We start from the raw sequence: 18009 nt of genomic DNA, 5'->3' as shown, positions 1-18009 counted from the left end.
AACATGGCGTTCGTAAGAACCAGAGGACTGCAAGGCTACATCACCGGCGACAGCCCGGTGCCGTGGCTTGCGCCGCTGGTCGCCATGCTCGTGGTCTTCACGATCTATCCGCTGTTCTACAATATCTGGCTCTCGTTCCATGAATATGCGCCGTTCAAACGGCGTCTGGTCTATGTGGGCACGGAGAACTGGAGCACGCTCGTCAACGATCCGCGCTTCTGGGAAGCGCTGTCGGTGACCTTCACGTATTTCTTCGTGCTGCTGGCGATCCAGGTCGTGCTGGGAATGATCATTGCGCTGCTGCTTGATTCCGACGAACCCGGGTTCGGATTGCTGCGCGGCCTTCTCACGCTGACGCTGGTCATTCCACCGGCGATCACCGGCATGATGTTCCTGCTGATGGAAGATCCCGAGTTCGGCGTTCTGACCTATCTTCTGGAAGCCATGGGGATCCTGAGCGGCCAGGACCCGATCCTGGCGACAAGTTCCACGGCGCTGGCGGGTGTGATGCTTGCCGATATCTGGCAATGGACACCGTTCATGGTCCTGATTTTCCTGGCCGGGCTTCGGTCTCTGCCTCAGGAGCCCTACGAGGCTGCCATGCTGGACGGTGCGTCCGCGTTCCAGACGTTCCGCCGGATCACGCTGCCGATGATGTCCAAGGTGATCGCGGTGGCTGTGCTGATCCGCGGTATCGATCTGTTCCGGGCCTTCGACTACATGTTCGTGATGACGTCCGGCGGCCCTGGAACGTCGACATACACGCTGTCGCTCTACGCCTGGCAGCAGACATTCAGTTTCATCAAGTGGGGATATGGAGCGACGCTGAGCCTCGTCAGCCTCGTGCTGATCCTCGTGATCGCCAACCTGTTTATCTGGATTGCGAAGGTGCGCTGGTGATTGTCGAGAGCAAATATCGGCGCTACTCGCGCATGGCCGCCGCGTGGCTGATAACCGCGCTGTTCGTGTTCCCGCTCTACTATTGGGGAACCACGGCCTTCAAGGAAGCCAAGGAGATCTTCTCGGTTCCCCCGACAGTCTGGTCGTTCACGCCGACGCTCCGGAATTTCGAGGAGGTGTTCGGCATTTCCTTCGGCTTCCTGCGCCAGCAGGAGGTCCTGCCCGGTGGCGGCAATTTCTACATGGCGCCGCGCCTCTGGGATTCAATCGTCGTCGCCGTGTTTTCCACGGCGCTTGCGATCGCGATATCCACCTTTGCCGCCTATGCGCTCAGCCGGATGGATTTCCGGGGGCGGCACCACTTCGTTGCCTGGGTCCTGTCGACGCGGATGATGCCGCCGGTCGCGGTCGCGATCCCGATGTTCTTCATCTACAAGGATATCGGCCTGATGGATTCCTACACCGGGATCATCCTGATCCATGCGCTGATGAATCTGCCGCTTGCCGTGCTCCTGCTGAAGAGCTTCTTCGACGACATTCCGCGAGAGATCGACGAGAGTGCCATCGTCGACGGTGCAAGCCGCTGGAAGATCTTCCGCCGCATCATCCTGCCGATGGCCAAGGGCGGCATCGCGGCGACCGCGGTTCTTTGTTTCATCTTTTCCTGGACGGAGTTCATTTTCGTCCTGACCCTCACGCAGACCGGGCTGAAAACCGTGCCGGTCGTGTCGTCGAGCTTTGTCACATCCACAGGCACCGCCTGGGGCAACATGGCAGCCTTGGGAGTGGCTGCGATGGCTCCGGCGTTCCTCTTCATCCTGCTGGTCCAGAAGCAACTGGTCCGCGGGCTGACACTCGGTTCCCTCAAGCAATAGGAGCAACACACAGGCTTTAGGAGACCATCTTTCACGTATCACGGGAGGAGTTAGTCATGAGAGATACAGACAGGAAACAATACCGCGCCAATCTGGTGGACGCCTTCGTTCATCGGCGCATGGGGCGGCGGGATTTCATGAGAAATGCCGGTTTGCTCGGATTGAGTGCTGCCGCGTTCGGTGCGGGCATGCGCCGGCCCTTCGGTCTGGGTTCGATGCCACTGGCCAATGCCGCAGACGACCTTCGGCCATCCGACGAGGTCCTGAAATGGGTGAAGGATGTGTCCGGGCCGTTCAAGGGAACGACACTCAAGCTCGCGACCGAATCCACACCGCCGTCGAACGCGATCAACAGCCAGCTGAAGAAGTATTTCGAGGAAGCGTCGGGCATGACCGTCGAAATCGAAGTGCTGCCGCTTGAGCAGGTGCTCCAGAAAATGACCCTGGACATCGCTTCGCAGCTCGGCACCTACGATCTCTACTATATCGACCAGAGCTGGGCGGCGTCGGTGAGCCAGGATGTGTTCGATCCGCGTGAGCAGATCGAGAACAAACCCGATCTCGCGATGCCGAACTACAATATCGATGACTTCCTGCCGGCGCTTGTCGACGGTATCGCGAAGTACGAAGACCGCTGGGTCGGCGTGCCGTACGATATCCCGATCTTCATCATGATGTACCGGAAGGATATCTGGGACGAAATGGGCTTTGAGGCACCGTCGTCCCTGGAAGAGTACTACCAGCAGGCCAAGGCCATCACAGATGCCAAGGGGCCGGATCTTTACGGTTCCACGGGTCAGATGAAATCCGGGCACTACAGCCTTGAATGCGACTGGACGGCGTGGCTCTGGGGCCATGGCGGTTCGATCTTCAATGCGGACGGAAAATTCGCGGGCAATGACGAGTACGGCCTGGAAGCCATGGACTACTGGACAAAGCTCTGGAAGACCATGCCTCCGGGTGTGACGGGCTGGACCTGGGACGGTCAGGGTCAATCCGTCGCCCAGGGCGTCGCAGCATCGATGATGAGCTGGGGCGAATTCTTCCCCTATTTCGACGATCCGTCGGCGACGAAGGTGTCCGGCCTCATGGAAGCCGTCCGCTGTCCGCCTCCGATGCGGACGCTGCGCACGGTCGACCAGACCGGTTTCGGCGAAATCCCGGGTGTCGGACACCAGGGTGGATCGTCGCTCGCGGTCTCGAAAAACTCCAAGAACCCGGACGCTGCCTGGATCTTCATGCAGTGGGCGACGAGTTACGACACGCAGGTTCTCATCACGGCCCTGGGTGGCGGTACCGGACCGACACGCGAAAGCGTCTACGACGATCCGCGCATCATCGCCAACAACCGCGTCGGTCCGGGCACAACCCGGCACCTCAATGTTGTTCGCGACACGATCGCGATGGACATGGGATCGGAACCGGACCTGCCGCAATGGGCGGAACTCTCCAACGACACGATCCCAGTCCGGCTCGGCAAGTACTTTGCCGGTGATTACGGTTCGCCGAAGGAAGCAATGGACGACATTGCGGTTTCCGTCGACAAGATCGTCTCCGGCTGACCGATCTTCGAAAAAGCAGAACCGGGGAGGGTGGCGACACCCTTCCCGGCACTCAGGTCAGGGAGGACCCAAGTGGAAACCAAACCTCTTGTCGCAGTTACCGGAGCGAGCTCCGGGATCGGGGAAGCAACCGCGCGCGCCTTTTCAGCCGCCGGACACCCGGTGCTGCTGATGGCCCGCCGGATGGACCGGATGGAAGCGCTCGGATTGCCGAACGCCGTTCTCCGGCAGGTTGATGTCAGGGATCGCGACGCGATCGCGGCCGCCGTTCGGGATGCGGAGGAAAGCTTCGGGCCGGTCGACATGATGTTCGCCAATGCTGGCATCGCGCGCCTTGCCGATATCGGCCGCCAGCCTCCCGAAGAGTGGGACGAGATGATCGACATCAACACCAAGGGGGTGATGAACACGGTCCACGCGGTGATGAACGGCATGATGGCGCGCAAGCGCGGAACGCTCGTGATGATGAGTTCCATTGCGGGCCGCAAGGTCTATCCCGATCACACGGTCTATTGCGGGACCAAGTATTTCGTGCACGCGGTCTCAGAAAGCCTGCGCGAATACCTGTCGGCGTATGATGTGCGTGTGATCGTGCTGTCGCCGGGTGTGATCGAAACGGAAGTGCTTTCCGGTGTGCTGGATGAAGAAACGCTTGCAAACTACAAGAACAACAAGGTCAAGATGGGCGGAGGCATCGGCGCGGACATTGTCGGCGACCTGATCCTCAATGCCTATCAGCTGCCGCAAAAGGCCCTGGTTCAGGAAATCTGCCTGACGCCGACGCGGCAAACCTACTGAGGAAATCAGCTTTTATGGCAGAAGTCGCCTACCACAATATCTGCAAGTCGTACGGATCGTTCGAGGTCATGCGCGACCTGTCGCTGTCCATCCATGACGGCGAGTTCGCTGTTCTGCTCGGGGCTTCGGGCTGCGGCAAGACCACGCTGCTCCGGATGACTGCGGGCCTTGAGAACATCAGCGGCGGCGAACTGACCATCGACGGCAAGGTGATGAACGAGGTGCATCCCCGCGACCGCGACATTGCCATGGTGTTCCAGAACTATGCGCTCTATCCGACCATGAAGGTGTTCGACAACATCGCCTTCAGTCTGGAAGTGAAGCGGCTCAGCAAGGATGAGATCAAGCGCAAGGTCAACGAGGCTGCCGCCGTCCTGAACCTGACCGAATATCTCGACCGCTATCCAAGAGAATTGTCAGGTGGCCAGAGACAACGCGTTGCGATGGGCCGGGCCATGGTCCGCGATGCAAAGGTGTTCCTGTTCGACGAGCCCCTGTCCAATCTCGATGCCAAGCTCAGGGCGCATATGCGGGTTGAAATCCGCCAGCTGCACGAGCGTCTCAAGGCGACCACGATCTACGTCACTCACGACCAGATCGAGGCGATGACGATGGCGGACAAGATTGTCCTGATGAAAGGCGGCAAGATCGAACAGGTTGGAACGCCGGACGACCTTTACGACCGGCCGGCAACGCGCTTCGCAGCCGATTTCATCGGCTCGCCGTCAATGAATTTCATAGAAGGCGAGATCACGGCTGAGAACGGCCGCCCGCACTTCGTCGGACCTCATATCAACCTGCCGCTCGATGACGGGCTGAAAGCCGAGCCGGGCCAGAAGGTGATCTGCGGCTTGAGGCCTTCAGACCTCGTGACGACCGGGAGCGGTGAGATCACCGGAACCGTCAAACTTGTCGAAAAGACGGGGGCCGACGTCAACATCCATGTGGATTTGAGCGAAACCGCGAGTCTCGTTGCGACAATGGCGCGGGACAATGGTGCCGCGTCGGGCGATCCCATTGAATTGACGATCCCGCCAAGGGCCGTGCATCTGTTCGACGCAAAGACCGAAAACCGGATTGAAACGGAAAGGGTTGAACCGGAAAGCCTGCCCAAGGTGGAGAGCCTTTAGCTGAACGTGAACCGGCCGGCGTTTCATCGACCCCATGACCGCGACCCGCGGCCTGACTGATCCCGGTCGCAAATGAACTTCGGGCTGCCCCCTGGTGCAGGGGTTTGATATGATTGGCTGTGCTTTTGTCCGTGGTCAGTTCATTGGAACGTGCAAAATGACTTCAATATTCAAGCTTCTTTTGTCCTCTGTAGCCTTCTTCATTTTTCTTTCCAACGCAGCGCTGTCCGAGCAGTTCGATTATGTCGGCGACAATCACAGCTGGTCGCTCAGCTGCAACGCGTCAGGATATGTCCTGAAGTCCCAGTATCCGGTCACCCGCTTTTTCGAAGCGGGAGCGGCGTCTTCGGTCACGCGTGAACGGGAAACGCTGTATCTCGGGCGTTCCTGTGACGCGTCGAGCACAACGATGGGCGAGGGCAAATGGTGCTGGGCCAATGGCGGCTTCTTCGCCGAGTTTGAGCGTCACAGGGTCGGCTTTCCGAGGCAGGAACTGTTCTGCCCCGGCGGAGGAAGCGATTCCTTGCGTGTGGCTGCTGAGGCGCCGACCTGAGACCCACGTTCAGGTGAACTCAAACGATGCCGCCGCCAGCACCGGAAACAACGGGACGGGTCTTTGCGACGGTCTCCCGATACCGGGACGTTCTATAGGCGGAGACCGGCTCAACCGCAGCACCTTTTTCAGCGCGCGCCAGCGCCAGGATAGGTTCCACATCGGTGCGGAACGCCTGCTTGAGCGTTGAAGACGCCATCAGCGCATCGTTGCTTTCCTGCGCGGCTTCCAAACCGGTGCGATCCACGATCAGGGCCTGGGCATAGGCCCGCTGCACTTCCATGGCAGACACCATCAGGCTCTCGATCGGGTCGGTGACATTGTGCGACTGGTCCAGCATATGGGCCGGGTCGAAGCCCGGCGCATTGCGGGCCTCTGCATCGACCAGTTCGTTGAAAACCAGGAACAGGCGATAGGGATCGATGCTGCCCGTATCCAGGTCATCATCGCCGTATTTGCTGTCGTTGAAATGGAAACCGCCGAGCTTGCCGAACTGGATCAGCCTGGCAACGATCATCTCGATGTTCACGCTTGGGGCATGATGTCCGAGATCGACAAGACAGAATGCCCGTTCACCAAGCTCATTTGCGATCAGGTAGTTGGTGCCCCAGTCCTGAACGACTGTGGAATAGAAGGCTGGCTCAAAGATCTTGTGTTCGGTAAAGAGACGCCAGTCCCCCGGGAGCCGTGCATAGATCGTCTTGGCACTTTCCAGATAGCGTTCCAACTGACGGGTAAAGTTGGTCTGGCCCGGAAAATTCGAGCCGTCGCCAACCCACACGGTCAGGGCTTTCGACCCGATCGCGGCACCAATTTCGATACATTCCAGATTGTGTTCTATGGCCTGCTGCCGGACGGCCGGGTCGGTATGTGACAGAGAGCCGAACTTGTAGGACTGGCGCTGGTCTTCCTGATCCTGAAACGTATTGGAGTTCATCGCGTCGAAGGTGAGGCCGAGTTCGTCCGCCCTGTTCTTCAGCAATGTCGGGTCTGCCTTGTCCCAGGGGATGTGCAGGGACACACTCGGTGTCGCCCCTGTCAGCTCGTGAATGACCGAGCAGTCCTCGAGCTTGTCGAAAATGTTGCGGGGCTCTCCCGGACCGGGAAACCTTGCGAACCGGGTTCCGCCCGTTCCAACGCCCCAGGACGGGATGGCAACGCCATAGGCGGACACTTTCTGTTTGATGTCGTCGATGGCGACGCCGCGCCGATCTAGCTGTTCGCCGAGGACATCATAGTCGCGGCGGAGGTTCGTGATGAGTTTGTCGTTTTCCTGCGCGATCACCGCGCTGTCGATCATGGGCATGTCCATCACCTAGCGTGTGAAAGCTTGAACGTTGCCGGCATCGACATTCAGAATGTTGCCGGTCGATTTGGATGAAACGTCGGAGGCAAAAAAGTATGCTGCCTCCGCAATGTCCTCCGGCAGCACCGAGCGCTTCAGCAAGGAACGCTGGCGATAGTGCTCCTCGAGCTCCGCCGTGTCCTTGCCATAGGCTTCTGCCCGTTCCTTCAGCCAGTCGCCCGACCAGATTTTCGATCCGCGCAGGACGGCGTCCGGATTGACGGTGTTGACGCGGATGCCGTCCGGAGCGCCTTCGAGCGCCAGGCAGCGGGCAAGATGAAGTTCCGATGCCTTGGCCGTACAGTAGGCGCTGGCACCGGGAGAGGCGGCGAGGCCGTTCTTGGACCCGATGAAGATAATCGCACCGCCGGTTCCTTGCGTCTTCATGAGCTGAAACGCGGCGCGAGAGACCAGAAAGTAGCCTGTCGACAGGATCGACATGTTGCGGTTCCAGAGATCCAGCGACGTCTCTTCGATTGGTGCGGAAGACGCAATGCCTGCATTGGAAACCAGAATGTCGATCCCGCCGAATTCCATTGCCGCCCGCGCAAAACTGTCCGCGACTGCGGCCTCGCTGGTCACATCCATCACCACCGATCGAACCTGATCCGTGGAGTGCCGCTTTGAAAGAACATCCACGGTCTCCGACAGGGCGTCCTCGTCAATGTCGGCCAGCACCACACAGGCCCCTTCGCGCAGGAACCGCTCCGCGGTCGCCGAACCGATTCCCCCGGCGCCGCCCGTGACCAGCGCGATCTTTCCTGCCAGACTTTTCGGCTTGGGCATCCGCTGAAGCTTTGCTTCTTCCAGGAGCCAATATTCGATATCGAACGCCTCCTGTTCCTCAAGACCCCGGTAGGTCGAGACGCTCGATGCGCCGCGCATGACATTGATGGCGTTGGTGTAGAATTCGGCCGAGATCCGGGCTGTCGCCTTGTCCTTGGCGAAGGTGATCATTCCGACGCCCGGAACGAGATAAACAACCGCATTCGGGTTTCTGAGCGCCGGGCTGTCCGGCCGGCGGCACCGCTTGTAATAGGCCGCGTAGTCGTCCCGGTATTGCGCGATCTCACCGCCAAGTCCGGCAAGCACCTTCTCAATATCCGGGGTGTTCGGGTCGAAATCCACCACGAGGGGGCGGATCTTCGTGCGCAGGAAATGGTCCGGGCAGCTTGTCCCAAGTCTGGCCAGCGCCTCCATATCGTTGGAGCAGACAAATTCCAGAACCGCGTCGCTGTCATCGAAGTGACCGACCATATGCTGGTCGCCGCTGATCATGCCACGAATGACAGGCATCACAGAAGCGGCAGTCCGGCGGCGGTCAGACGGTGACAGGGCAGTGCATTTCGCGCCGCCGAAAGCGCTGTATCCTAGCGTTTTCTGCTCGAACCAGCCGATCGCCTTGTTGATCGTGTCGATGGTGATCTCGTAACAGGTCCTGGCGTCGTCCGCCCAGGTGAACAGGCCGTGGCTTTCCAGAACCACGCCTTTTGCGGTGGGGTTTTCCAGACAGAACTTTTCGAGCCACAGGCCGAGTTCGTAACCGGGGCGCTTCCAGGGCAGCCAGCCGATGTCGTCGCCGAAAACATCCGCCGTCATGGCCTTGCTGTCGGCTGCCGCGGCAATTGCAATGATGGCGTCCGGATGCATGTGGTCGACATGTCGTGCAGGGACATAGGCGTGAAGAGGCGTATCGATGGAGGCGGCGCGTGGATTGAGGTTGAAGGTGCAATGCGGCAGGTAAGCCACCATCTCGTCTTCGAACTCGACGCCGCGATAAAGGCTTTTCAAGGCGCGAAGCTTGTCCATGTAAAGCGTTGCGAAGCCATCCATTTTAATGGTGCCGACATCGCCGCCCGACCCCTTGACCCAAAGGATTTCGGTCTGTTCACCGGTCAGCGGGTCCTTCTCCATGGCCTTTGCCGAGGTGTTGCCACCGCCATAATTGGTGATGCGCTTGTCCGACCCAAGAAGGTTCGACCGGTAGAGCAGCAGCTCGGCTTCCGTCATCGGCTGCGCGGTGTCATCATCCCATAGATTTTGCAGCCGTGATCCCGCAGCAGAGTTCAGCATCGATACCTCCCGATTATGCGCCTGACAGAGCAAGCCTGATTGATTAGAAACTCGCTCGAAAGGATCTGCATGTCAATCAAAAACAATCAATTTCAATCATATTGCACTGCAAAATGACTATTTTTGACAATTATTGATTGACAATGACTGATTATGATGAAAACGTTTGATTAACGGGAGGACGGAATGCACGAGAAAGAACGCCAGAGGATTATCCTGTCCGCAGTTCAGGACCGGCCCGTCGTGACGGTGCAGGAACTTGTCGCGCTGACGGGGTCTTCAGAGGCGACCATTCGCAGGGATATCGCGACCCTGCACGTGCAAAAGAAGCTTCGCCGGGTGCGTGGCGGCGCGGAGTCGATCCATCCGCCTCAATTTGTCGGTCTGGCCGGCCGGCCATTTTCGGTCAACGAAACAATCAACATCGCTCAAAAGCGCGCAATCGCGCAAAAGGCAGTCGAGCTGTGTGAAGACGGCGACCCGATCATTATCAATGGCGGCACGACAACGTTCCAGATGGTGCACCCGCTGGCGACCAAACGCATGCAGGTGTTTACGAATTCGTTTCCGATTGCCGAGCACCTTCTGAAGAATTCCAAGAACACGATCATGCTTTCCGGCGGTGCGATCTACCGGGAGCAGAACATCATCCTCAGTCCGTTCGACAATGACGTCACGCGGAACTTCTATGCCAAGCGCATGTTCATGGGCGCGCAGGGTCTCGGAGCACTGGGCCTCATGGAAGCCGACCCGCTTCTGATCCAGGCAGAGCAGAAGCTGATCGGGCAGGCCGATGAACTTGTCGTTCTGGCGGACTCCTCGAAATTCAGTGCCCGGTCCTCGTTGATCCTGTGTCCGCTTGAGCGGATTTCGACAGTGGTAACGGACGAGGGCATTCCCGACCATGCAGCCAACATGCTGGAGCAGGCGGACGTGACATTAATCGTGGCGCAGACAAACGCCGCACAAGCAAAGGCGACCTCAAGCGGGTAGCCGGTGTTCTGCCGGAACCTGGGAGGACCGGCAGCTATCTAGGGAGGAATAAAATGAAACTCTTGAAGTCACTGTTAGCAGCAACAGCCGTTGCCGCCATGTGCATAGCTGTGCCGGCGCAGGCAGAAACCAAGCGGATCGCCCTGGTCGTCAAGGCCCTGGGTATCGGCTTTTTCGAAGCAGCGGCCAAAGGTGCTGAAGAAGCTGCCAAGGAACTCGGCGACGTCGAAATCATCTATACCGGCCCGACCGACACCACCGCGGAAGGCCAGATCGAGGTCATCAACGCGCTGATCGCGCAGAAAGTGGATGCGATTGCCGTCTCCGCCAATGACCAGGACGCGCTGGTTCCGGCCCTGAAAAAGGCAATGCAGCGCGGGATCACCGTGATTTCCTGGGATTCGGGCGTTGCCGCGGACGGCCGCCAATTGCACCTGAACCCTTCCTCGAATGCGCTGATCGGCAACATGATCATCAAGCTTGCTGCAGATCATCTGCCGGACGGTGGTGACGTGGCCGTCCTGTCCGCCTCTGCGACCGCGACGAACCAGAACACCTGGATCGAGGAAATGAACAAGGTCAAGGACAACTATCCGGGCATCAATGTGGTTGCGACGGTTTACGGCGACGACCTTGCCGACAAGTCCTACCGCGAGGCACAAGGCCTCATGCAGAGCTATCCCGACCTGAAGGCGATCATCGCGCCGACATCCGTCGGCATCGTTGCCGCCGCGCAGGCAGTCTCGGATGCGGAGAAGGCGGGTCAGGTCAACGTAACCGGTCTCGGACTGCCGTCTGAAATGGCCGGCCATATCGACTCCGGCGCGTCCAAGTCCTTCGCGATCTGGAACCCGATCGACCTCGGTTACTCGGCAACGATGCTGGCCTATAACCTTGCCGCCGGAAATGCCGAAGCCAAGCCGGGGGCCGAAATTCCGATGGGACGCATGGGATCCCTGACGCTGAACGACAACAACGAAGGCGCGATGGCCGATCCGTTTGTCTATGACAGCTCGAACATCGACGATTTCAAGGATATCTTCTAAGCTTCGCTGACCAAGCAGCAGCCGGCCCGGACGACCGGGCCGGCCCATGACCCAAAAACAAATATCAAATTCCGGGGGACTGGGAATGCTTGCGAACACGCAGGGCATCGGCAACGTGCATCCGTCTGTTACCAACGATCAGAAGCCGGTCCTGTCGCTGAAGGGCATTTCAAAGTCCTTTCCCGGTGTCAAAGCCCTGTCCGAAGTCTCGCTTGATCTCTACCCGGGGCAGGTCACGGCCCTTGTCGGTGAGAACGGCGCGGGCAAATCGACCATCGTCAAGGTTTTGACCGGGATCTACCAGCCGGACGAGGGCGAGATCAGCATCAGCGGCTCTTCCGTTTCCTTCCCGACCGCGCAGGATGCGGGCAAGGCGGGCGTGACGGCGATCCATCAGGAAACGGTGCTCTTCGACGATCTGTCGGTCGCCGAGAATATCTTCATCGGACATGCTCCCAAATCCCGTTTCGGCCTGATCGACAAGACAGCGATGGTCCGGCAGGCCAAGGAGCTGCTTGCTCGGATCGGTGCCAGGATAGACCCTTCCGTGCTGCTGAAGGAACTGGGCATCGCCAACAAGCATCTGGTTGCCATCGCGCGTGCGCTCTCAATTGATGCCAGCATCGTCATCATGGATGAACCGACCGCGTCCCTGTCGCACAAGGAGATCGAGGAGACCTACGAGCTTGTCGAACGGCTCAAGGCCGAAGGCAAGGCGATCCTCTTCATCAGCCACAAGTTCGACGAGATCTTCCGTATCGCCGACCGCTACACGGTTTTCCGTGACGGGCAGATGGTGGGGGCCGGAAAAATCGCGGAGGTGTCGGAACCGGATCTTGTCCGGCTCATGGTCGGGCGTTCCGTCGACCAGGTATTCCCGAAAAGAACACCCGAACTCGGACCGGAGGTTCTGCGTGTTGTCGGCTACAGTCACCCAACCGAGTTCGAGGATATCGGCTTCACGCTGCGGCGCGGCGAGATACTCGGCTTCTACGGGCTGGTCGGTGCCGGACGCAGCGAATTCATGCAGGCGCTTTTCGGAATAACCAGGCCCTCAAAAGGGGCTATCAGGATTGATGACACCGTTGCCGTGATCCGGACACCCAATGAAGCGATCAGCCACGGCATTGTCTATGTGCCGGAAGACCGCGGCAAACAGGGGGCCATCAAGGGGCTGCCGATTTTCCAGAATGTCTCGTTACCGTCGCTGAAATCCACGTCGCGGAACGGGTTCTTGCGTCTTGCAGAGGAATTCAAGCTGACGCGTGACTATACAAGGCGGCTTGATCTGCGCGCGGCCGCGCTCGATCAGGATATCGGCGAACTGTCCGGCGGCAACCAGCAGAAGGTGATCATCGCGAAATGGCTGGCGACGCAGCCTAGGGTCATCATCCTGGACGAGCCGACCAAGGGCATCGATATCGGCTCCAAGGCGGCGGTTCATGAATTCATGGCGGAGCTTGCCGCGCAAGGGTTGGCGGTGATCATGGTGTCGTCGGAAATTCCGGAAATACTGGGCATGTCCGACCGTGTCATCGTCATGCGGGAAGGGCGCATCGCGGCCGAGTTTGAAGGCGACGAACTTACGCCGGAGCGTCTCGTACGGGCTGCTGCCGGCCTTGCCGAGGCTGCGACATGACACTGTCTTTCCTGAAATCCCGCGAACTTGTGCTGGGTGTTGCGATCCTGGCCCTGCTTCTGGCCATTGCCAGCCGCTTTCCAGCCTTCATTGAGCCGGCGAACCTTGCCAAGGTGTTCAATGATACGGCACCGCTGATCATCCTCGCGCTCGGTCAGATGGCCGTCATCCTGACGCGCTGCATCGACCTTTCCGTTGCGGCGAACCTGGCGTTGACCGGCATGGTCGTCGCGATGCTGAACACTCTCTATCCCGGCCTGCCGATCCCTGTCATCCTGATGGTGTCCATTCTTCTCGGTGCCGTCATGGGTCTGGCGAACGGGTTGCTGGTCTGGAAACTGGATATTCCCCCGATCGTCGTCACGCTCGGGACGATGACGGTCTACCGGGGAATCATCTTCCTCATCTCCGACGGTGCCTGGATCAACGCGCATGAAATGAGCGAGAGCTTCAAGGCCTTTCCACGTGCGGTGTTTCTGGGGCTTCCGGTGCTTTCCTGGATCGCCATTGTCGCTGTCACAGGCTTTGCCGTTCTGATTGGCCGAACGGCACTTGGCCGAGCGTTTTATGCGGTCGGGGGCAATCCGCACGCAGCTGTCTACACGGGGATCAATGTGGGGCAAACGCAGTGTGCCGCCTTTGTGCTGTCCGGTGCACTGGCCGGTCTGACCGGTTATCTCTGGGTCGCCCGCTATGCCGTGGCCTATGTCGACATTGCCGGCGGGTTCGAGCTCGAAGTGGTCGCGGCCTGTGTCATTGGCGGCATCTCGATTGCCGGCGGGATCGGGTCTGTCGGCGGAGCCCTGCTTGGGGCGCTGTTCCTCGGCATTGTCAAGAACGCGCTTCCGGTCATCAATATCTCGCCTTTCTGGCAACTGGCGATATCCGGCAGCGCGATCATCGTTGCCGTTGCCTTCAATGCGACGTCGACCAGAAGCAAGGGCCGGGTGATCCTCAAAAAAGCGGAGCACGCGCAATGAGCGTTTCCCAGGCCAACGAAACCAATCCCGTCCGGCAGGTTCCGGACCGGTTGCGCAGCCCCCTGCAGCGCTTGCTGGCGAGCTGGGAAATCCTGCTTCTGGGCGTGGCTGTCGCCGTTTTCGTCCTGAACAGCTTTGCTTCGCCCTACTTTCTCGATCCGTGGAACCTTTCGGACGCGACCTTCAATTTTACGGAGAAGGCGCTGATCGCTTTTGCGATGGCGCTGCTGATCGTTTCTGGTGAAATCGATCTTTCCGTCGCCTCGATCATCGCGCTCGCATCAACCGCCATGGGCTTTGCCGTGCAACTCGGCGCGGAGACCCCGACGCTGGTTCTTGTCGGGTTGGGTGTCGGTCTCCTGTGCGGGGCCTTCAACGGGGCGCTGGTGACCGGCCTCGGCCTGCCGTCCATTGTCGTGACCATCGGCACGATGAGCCTCTTCCGGGGGATCTCCTACATTGTTCTGGGCGACAAGGCCTATACGGGTTATCCCGCCGACTTCGCCTTTTTCGGACAGGGTTACGTCTGGTGGGTGATTTCCTTTGAATTCGTTCTGTTCGCATTCATGGCGGTCCTGTTCGCGGTGCTGTTGCACAAGACCAATTTCGGCCGTGCCGTCTATGTCATCGGCAACAACCCGGTTGGGGCCCTGTTTTCCGGCATTCGCGTGCCCAGGGTCAAATTTGCCCTGTTTCTTCTGACCGGTGTCATGTCCGGCGTGGCGGCGATCTGCCTGACATCCCGCCTCGGTGCAACCCGGCCTTCGATCGCGTTTGGCTGGGAGCTCGAAGTGGTGACCATGGTGGTCCTTGGGGGTGTCAACATTCTCGGCGGGTCGGGAACGATACCCGGCGTCGTCATCGCCGCATTCGTCATGGGCATGGTCACTTTCGGCTTCGGTCTGCTGAACGTTCCGGGCATCGTCATGTCGATCTTCATCGGCCTGCTCCTGATAGGTGTGATCGCGCTGCCACGGATTGCGAGGCGCATGCTGGCGGCAAGAAGAGGGTGAGACGATGGAAAAATTTGCCTTCAAGATGAAACTCAATCCGGGGATGGAAGCCGAATACAAGAAGCGGCATGACGAGATCTGGCCGGAACTGGTCGACTTGCTGAAAGAAGCAGGTATCCGCGACTATTCAATCCATCTGGACCGCGAGACCGGAACGCTTTTCGGTGTCCTGTGGCGGGACGAAACCCACCGCATGGACGATCTGCCGAAACATGAAGTGATGCAGCGCTGGTGGGCGCACATGGCTGACATCATGGAAGCACGGCCTGACAACGCACCGGTCGCGACGGAACTCGAAACCGTCTTTCACATGGACTGACCGATGCACGGCGCAAGATATGCCGGTGTGCTGGATATCGGCAAAACAAATGTAAAGGTGGCTGTCGCCGATCTTCGGACAGTGCGAGAAGTCGACGTAATGACGTGCGCCAACACTGTCTTGCCCGGGCCACCCTATCCGCATTTCGACACGGCGGCACATTGGGATTTCATCTGTGACGCGCTTCGTCAACTCAACGAGAAACACCCGATCGATGCGATTTCGGTGACCGCCCACGGGGCGTCCGGCGTGCTGCTGACCAGTTCAGGCGACCTTGCTGCGCCGGTCATGGATTACGAGTTTACGGGCCCGGATGAACTGGCGTCCGAGTACGAAGACCTGCGTCCGGACTTTGCCGAAACGGGATCACCGCGGCTTGCCATGGGGCTTAATGTCGGGGCGCAGCTGTTCTGGCAATTCAGGTCCGATCCCGGTCTTGTGGACCGGGTCGCCACCTTCCTGGCTTATCCCCAATACTGGGCCTTCCGGCTGACGGGCGTGAAGGCCAACGAGGTTTCTTCCCTGGGCTGTCACACGGACCTGTGGAATCCATACGCAAACCGCTATTCCTCGCTGGTGGGCACACTGGGTCTTTCGGGCCGGATGGCCCCGGTCCGCCGCGCGAACGACTGCCTCGGTACCTTGGCGCCGGATGTTTCTGAGCGGACCGGACTGCCGCCTCGGACCCCTGTCTATTGCGGCATTCACGATTCCAATGCCTCGCTGCTGCCCCATCTTCTGACGAGGAAGGCTCCGTTTTCCGTGGTGTCTACCGGAACCTGGGTCATCGCCTTTTCTATCGGCGGGCAGAGCATTGCGCTCGACCCCGGCCGGGATACGCTGATGAACGTGAATGCATTCGGCGATGCCGTTCCCTCTGCCCGTTTCATGGGTGGCCGCGAATTTGAGATCCTGATGAATGCGCGGGAAAGCGGCTGTGACCAGCGCGATGCGGACGCGGTAATCGAAGAGCGGATCATGTTGTTTCCGGCCGTAGAGCCGAGATCCGGCCCGTTTCAGGGCAGAAAGGCCTGCTGGAACGTGGACGAGACCGGGCTGAGCAACGGTGAACGGTATGCCGCAGTTGCAAACTACCTGGCGCTGGTGACTGCAGAAATGCTGGACATGACCGGCGCCGACGGCCCCATTATCGTCGAGGGTCCCTTTGCGCAAAATGACTGTTTTTTGGCGATGCTGCGGGCCGCAGCGCAAAGACCGGTTGAAACCCAGAAAACGTCGGCAACGGGCACGGCGATCGGAGCCGCGCTGCTCATCTCCGGCGGGCGCGCCGGGCGCGGAGCATTGCAGGAAATGTTGCAAACGGATGTTGCGCCGGTCAAATCCCAATCGGCGCTGGAGGCCTATGCAAAGGCCTGGCGGGAAACAGTGCGCAAGACCTGACCTCCGCCGACGCAGCGCGTGCGACGCCCTGCCGGTCTTTCCGGTCAGAAACCCTTGATGAACTGGTTGGCGCTGAAGGCAATGTTGTAGAAACGGGCCTTGAGCGGTGCAGCGGCGACCGCGGCGGGTTCTGTTACCGGGAGCGGCAGCTCCTCCGGTTTCATGCCTGTCAGCAACCCGGCCATGGCCTCACCGAAAATGGTGCCGGTGGTGATGCCGCGGCCATTGTAGCCGATCGGTGTGTAGAGACCGTCGGCGAGGGCATGAATGCGGGGAATGTGATCCGGGGTCATGGCAATCCTGCCGTGCCAGGCTTCCTCGAACCGGACACGGCCAAGGCCCGGGAACATTCTGGAAAGCCGTTTCTGTGCCCATCGGTGAGACAGACCGGTCGACTTCGTTCCAATGAGTTTGCCCATGGAGCCAATAATCAATCGGCCGGACCTGTCCTTGCGCAGAGAGGACATGATCGGGGCCGTGTCCCAGATCCCCTGTCCGTGCGGCAGCACGGCACCCGCCCTGTCTCCAAGCGGTTCCGTTGCAAGCTGGAAGTAGTAGATTGCCGTGTAGCTTCTTGCGAGACCGGGCCAAAGGGCATCCGTATAGGCGTTTGTTCCCAGAACGACGGATGCTGCCCGCAACGCGCCCCTGCCTGTCTGAACCGACCAGCCGCTTCTGTCCTTTCTGAGGGTTTCCGCCTTGATCCCGGTGCAGATCCTGGCACCCGCTGCCCTTGCCGCGCGGGCAAGGCCGCGGCAATAGGCCATCGGGTTGATCGTTCCGGCGCGGTGGTCCCATAGGCCGCCGTGAAACATGTCCGTTCCGGTTTTGGCAGCAACCTCCGAACGGGACAAAAGGTCGACCGGTTCACCGAGAGAGGTCCACTCCTTCCATCGTGCTTCCAGATCCCTCAGGCCGGACGCGGCGTGCGCCGCATGGATCGTTCCCTCGCGCGTTGCTTCGCAGCGGATCTGATGTTTCTCAATCAGGTCAAATACGCTTGCCGGTCCGTCACCAAAGCGCTTGAGAAAGCGGGGTCCGTAGGTTTCGCCGAGTTTTTCGCGGACCTGCGTCGGTGGCAGCCAGATGCCGGCATTAACAAGGCCGACATTGCGCCCGGAGCCGCCAAAACCAACCTGGCCGGCTTCCAGGACGCAGGCAGACAGACCCGCCTCCGCACAGTGAAGCGCGGTGGAAAGCCCGGTGAATCCGCCGCCCACAATCGCCACGTCGAAGCTTTCGTTTTCAGGCAGACTGCCGACAAGATCTTCTTCTTCGGCTGTTGCGTCCCAAAGGGAAACCGGCAGTGTTCGATCCACCGCATGCTCTCCTGTCTATGACCCGTTCCAAAAGCGCTCCGACGGAGTTACTTGCAAGTATCG

16 protein-coding genes are annotated in these 18009 nt (G+C 59.6%); 13 read left to right on the top strand and 3 right to left on the bottom strand.

Going from position 1 to position 18009, the window contains the following annotated elements; genetic code table 11:
• The first annotated feature begins 3 nt into the window (after window positions 1-3).
• The 6 genes from RBB49_RS04895 to RBB49_RS04870 all read left to right on the top strand — a co-directional run bounded on the left by RBB49_RS04895 (window position 4) and on the right by RBB49_RS04870 (window position 5818).
• Window positions 4-900: a carbohydrate ABC transporter permease gene (locus RBB49_RS04895; protein ID WP_306141569.1), complete on the top strand. Its 897-nt coding sequence runs from the start codon at window positions 4-6 to the stop codon at window positions 898-900.
• Between the two features lie 32 nt (window positions 901-932).
• A complete protein-coding gene (locus tag RBB49_RS04890) occupies window positions 933-1775 on the top strand; it encodes a carbohydrate ABC transporter permease (RefSeq protein WP_336623399.1) in 843 nt (280 codons plus the stop codon).
• A 56-nt stretch (window positions 1776-1831) separates the two neighbouring features.
• A complete protein-coding gene (locus tag RBB49_RS04885) occupies window positions 1832-3337 on the top strand; it encodes an ABC transporter substrate-binding protein (RefSeq protein WP_306141567.1) in 1506 nt (501 codons plus the stop codon).
• 72 nt (window positions 3338-3409) lie between these two features.
• A complete protein-coding gene (locus RBB49_RS04880; RefSeq protein ID WP_306141566.1) occupies window positions 3410-4135 on the top strand; it encodes an SDR family oxidoreductase in 726 nt (241 codons plus the stop codon).
• Window positions 4136-4149: 14 nt separating this feature from the next.
• The gene (locus RBB49_RS04875; RefSeq protein ID WP_306141565.1) at window positions 4150-5265 is read left to right on the top strand and encodes an ABC transporter ATP-binding protein; all 1116 of its coding nucleotides are present in this window, start codon (window positions 4150-4152) and stop codon (window positions 5263-5265) included.
• A 157-nt stretch (window positions 5266-5422) separates the two neighbouring features.
• Window positions 5423-5818, top strand: a complete 396-nt coding sequence (locus RBB49_RS04870; protein WP_306141564.1) for a hypothetical protein — start codon at window positions 5423-5425, stop codon at window positions 5816-5818.
• 19 nt (window positions 5819-5837) lie between these two features.
• On the opposite strand, the gene rhaI is transcribed toward RBB49_RS04870, so the two are convergent.
• The gene (rhaI, locus tag RBB49_RS04865; protein WP_306141563.1) at window positions 5838-7130 is read right to left on the bottom strand and encodes an L-rhamnose catabolism isomerase; all 1293 of its coding nucleotides are present in this window, start codon (window positions 7128-7130) and stop codon (window positions 5838-5840) included.
• Window positions 7131-7133: 3 nt separating this feature from the next.
• Window positions 7134-9236 carry a bifunctional rhamnulose-1-phosphate aldolase/short-chain dehydrogenase gene (locus RBB49_RS04860; protein ID WP_306141562.1) on the bottom strand — a complete coding sequence of 701 codons (2103 nt, stop codon included), beginning with the start codon at window positions 9234-9236 and terminating at the stop codon, window positions 7134-7136.
• Window positions 9237-9422: 186 nt separating this feature from the next.
• Here RBB49_RS04860 and RBB49_RS04855 point away from each other — a divergent pair, with 186 nt between their 5' ends.
• The 7 genes from RBB49_RS04855 to RBB49_RS04825 all read left to right on the top strand — a co-directional run bounded on the left by RBB49_RS04855 (window position 9423) and on the right by RBB49_RS04825 (window position 16627).
• Window positions 9423-10229 (top strand): DeoR/GlpR family DNA-binding transcription regulator, encoded by an 807-nt coding sequence (locus RBB49_RS04855; protein WP_306141561.1) that lies wholly within the window; start codon window positions 9423-9425, stop codon window positions 10227-10229.
• Window positions 10230-10282: 53 nt separating this feature from the next.
• Complete coding sequence (rhaS, locus tag RBB49_RS04850) at window positions 10283-11275, top strand: rhamnose ABC transporter substrate-binding protein (protein ID WP_306141560.1); 993 nt, start codon at window positions 10283-10285, stop codon at window positions 11273-11275.
• 85 nt (window positions 11276-11360) lie between these two features.
• Window positions 11361-12914, top strand: a complete 1554-nt coding sequence (locus tag RBB49_RS04845; RefSeq protein WP_306141559.1) for a sugar ABC transporter ATP-binding protein — start codon at window positions 11361-11363, stop codon at window positions 12912-12914.
• Window positions 12911-13894: an ABC transporter permease gene (locus RBB49_RS04840; protein WP_306141558.1), complete on the top strand. Its 984-nt coding sequence runs from the start codon at window positions 12911-12913 to the stop codon at window positions 13892-13894. The genes RBB49_RS04845 and RBB49_RS04840 overlap by 4 nt, the downstream gene beginning before the upstream one ends.
• On the top strand, window positions 13891-14907 hold the full coding sequence (locus RBB49_RS04835; protein ID WP_306141557.1) for an ABC transporter permease: 1017 nt from the start codon (window positions 13891-13893) through the stop codon (window positions 14905-14907). The genes RBB49_RS04840 and RBB49_RS04835 overlap by 4 nt, the downstream gene beginning before the upstream one ends.
• Window positions 14908-14911: 4 nt before the next feature.
• Window positions 14912-15226, top strand: a complete 315-nt coding sequence (rhaM, locus tag RBB49_RS04830; RefSeq protein WP_306141556.1) for an L-rhamnose mutarotase — start codon at window positions 14912-14914, stop codon at window positions 15224-15226.
• A 3-nt stretch (window positions 15227-15229) separates the two neighbouring features.
• Window positions 15230-16627: an FGGY-family carbohydrate kinase gene (locus RBB49_RS04825; RefSeq protein WP_306141555.1), complete on the top strand. Its 1398-nt coding sequence runs from the start codon at window positions 15230-15232 to the stop codon at window positions 16625-16627.
• Between the two features lie 44 nt (window positions 16628-16671).
• Here the strand turns inward: RBB49_RS04825 and RBB49_RS04820 are convergent, their stop codons facing one another.
• Window positions 16672-17946 carry an FAD-binding oxidoreductase gene (locus RBB49_RS04820; RefSeq protein WP_306141554.1) on the bottom strand — a complete coding sequence of 425 codons (1275 nt, stop codon included), beginning with the start codon at window positions 17944-17946 and terminating at the stop codon, window positions 16672-16674.
• Between the last annotated feature and the right edge of the window lie 63 nt (window positions 17947-18009).

Origin of the sequence: Roseibium sp. MMSF_3412 (genome assembly GCF_030733265.1) — a bacterium.
GTDB lineage: Bacteria > Pseudomonadota > Alphaproteobacteria > Rhizobiales > Stappiaceae > Roseibium.
The sequence above is the reverse complement of the archived record's forward strand: the minus strand, read 5'-3'. Positions and strand labels throughout refer to the sequence as shown.

Coding starts and splice junctions, on each gene's coding strand:
- RBB49_RS04895 (WP_306141569.1), top strand. CDS start 4: ATGGCGTTCGTAAGAACCAGAGGACTGCAAGGCTACATCACCGGCGAC.
- RBB49_RS04890 (WP_336623399.1), top strand. CDS start 933: ATGGCCGCCGCGTGGCTGATAACCGCGCTGTTCGTGTTCCCGCTCTAC.
- RBB49_RS04885 (WP_306141567.1), top strand. CDS start 1,832: ATGAGAGATACAGACAGGAAACAATACCGCGCCAATCTGGTGGACGCC.
- RBB49_RS04875 (WP_306141565.1), top strand. CDS start 4,150: ATGGCAGAAGTCGCCTACCACAATATCTGCAAGTCGTACGGATCGTTC.
- RBB49_RS04870 (WP_306141564.1), top strand. CDS start 5,423: ATGACTTCAATATTCAAGCTTCTTTTGTCCTCTGTAGCCTTCTTCATT.
- rhaI (WP_306141563.1), bottom strand. CDS start 7,130: ATGGACATGCCCATGATCGACAGCGCGGTGATCGCGCAGGAAAACGAC.
- RBB49_RS04860 (WP_306141562.1), bottom strand. CDS start 9,236: ATGCTGAACTCTGCTGCGGGATCACGGCTGCAAAATCTATGGGATGAT.
- RBB49_RS04855 (WP_306141561.1), top strand. CDS start 9,423: ATGCACGAGAAAGAACGCCAGAGGATTATCCTGTCCGCAGTTCAGGAC.
- rhaS (WP_306141560.1), top strand. CDS start 10,283: ATGAAACTCTTGAAGTCACTGTTAGCAGCAACAGCCGTTGCCGCCATG.
- RBB49_RS04845 (WP_306141559.1), top strand. CDS start 11,361: ATGCTTGCGAACACGCAGGGCATCGGCAACGTGCATCCGTCTGTTACC.
- RBB49_RS04840 (WP_306141558.1), top strand. CDS start 12,911: ATGACACTGTCTTTCCTGAAATCCCGCGAACTTGTGCTGGGTGTTGCG.
- RBB49_RS04835 (WP_306141557.1), top strand. CDS start 13,891: ATGAGCGTTTCCCAGGCCAACGAAACCAATCCCGTCCGGCAGGTTCCG.
- rhaM (WP_306141556.1), top strand. CDS start 14,912: ATGGAAAAATTTGCCTTCAAGATGAAACTCAATCCGGGGATGGAAGCC.
- RBB49_RS04825 (WP_306141555.1), top strand. CDS start 15,230: ATGCACGGCGCAAGATATGCCGGTGTGCTGGATATCGGCAAAACAAAT.